1 protein-coding gene is annotated in these 1,167 nt (G+C 62.3%); it reads left to right on the top strand.

Translation table 11 applies throughout. From position 1 onward, the window contains the following. The first annotated feature begins 208 nt into the window (after nt 1-208). The gene (locus P2G67_RS16365) at nt 209-1,147 is read left to right on the top strand and encodes an IS110 family transposase (RefSeq protein WP_275824366.1); all 939 of its coding nucleotides are present in this window, start codon (nt 209-211) and stop codon (nt 1,145-1,147) included. Nucleotides 1,148-1,167 lie beyond the last annotated feature (20 nt).

The following is a 1,167-nucleotide window of genomic DNA, read 5'->3' as shown; positions in this document are numbered from 1 at the left end:
TCTGCTTGTCTTATGAAGATGGCGGTTCATCGGTAGAAGATGAACCATCGCCGGTGCCTGACCCGCACCGGCGATGGCGGGGGACGGATCGTCGATCTGCCGAGCGACACTGAGCCGAGCTAGAGTTGGATCACCCCCGTCTTTTCCCTGAGGCCCGAACGGATACCCGGGACCAAAGCCCGGATGACAAGCAAGGGACATGGAAAAGATGATCAAGGTTACCATTGGCATCGACATCTCGAAAGATCGTCTGGATGTCCATCGTCTGCCCGACGGTGCCAGCCGCTGCTTCCCCAACGATCCCAAGGGACATCGGGCCCTGCTGGCTTGGCTCCAGCACGATCCGGTCGACCGGATCGTGCTGGAGCCAACGGGCGCTTATCACCGCGCGCCTGAACGAGCCCTCGCCAAAGCAGGGCTGCCGGTGGCCAAGGTGAATCCACGACAAGCGCGGCGTTTTGCCGAAGCAATCGGCCGCCTGGCCAAGACCGACCGCATCGATGCGGTCATGCTTGCCCGCATGGGGATCGCTCTCGAACCCGCCACGCGCCCCGCAGCCAGTGAACGCCTCGACACGCTGAAGGAGTTGCACGGCGCCCGGCAGGCGCTCGTGAAGGACAGGACGGCCACGCGCAACAGGCAAAAAAATCTGACATTGCCCCTCCTCAAGCGCCAGGCCGCACAGCGGCTGCGGCAGATAGAGGCGCAACTCGCAGACGTGGACCGGGAACTCCTCAATCTGATCCGCGCGGATGAGAACCTGGCCCAGCGCCTTGGCATCCTCGTCAGCATTCCAGGAATCTCGGAAACCACCGCGGTGACAATGATCGTGGAAATGCCGGAACTGGGAACCCTCGAGCCACGGCAGGCCGCCAGCCTCGCCGGCTTGGCACCTATCACTCGAAGATCCGGAAAATGGCAGGGGCGGGCCCGAATTGGCGGCGGAAGAGCCCAGCTGAGGCAGGCCCTCTACATGCCTGCCCTGGTCGCCGCACGCTACAATCCAAACCTGAAGCAGAGATACGACGCACTCAGGCAGGCCGGAAAGGCGCCAAAGGTGGCCCTCACAGCCATCATGCGCAAGCTCGTGATCCTCGCAAACGCCCTCCTCAGAGATCAGCGTCCATGGGTCAACTTTCCTTCTTGATCAACACGGATACTCTAGCG

This window comes from Aquibaculum arenosum (assembly GCF_029222965.1).
Classification (GTDB): domain Bacteria; phylum Pseudomonadota; class Alphaproteobacteria; order Kiloniellales; family DSM-21159; genus Aquibaculum; species Aquibaculum arenosum.
Note: the sequence above shows the minus strand (reverse complement) of the source record. Positions and strands in the feature narration are given on the sequence as shown.

Excerpts from the sequence above, each read along its gene's own strand:
- P2G67_RS16365 (WP_275824366.1), top strand. The coding sequence starts at position 209 with ATGATCAAGGTTACCATTGGCATCGACATCTCGAAAGATCGTCTGGAT.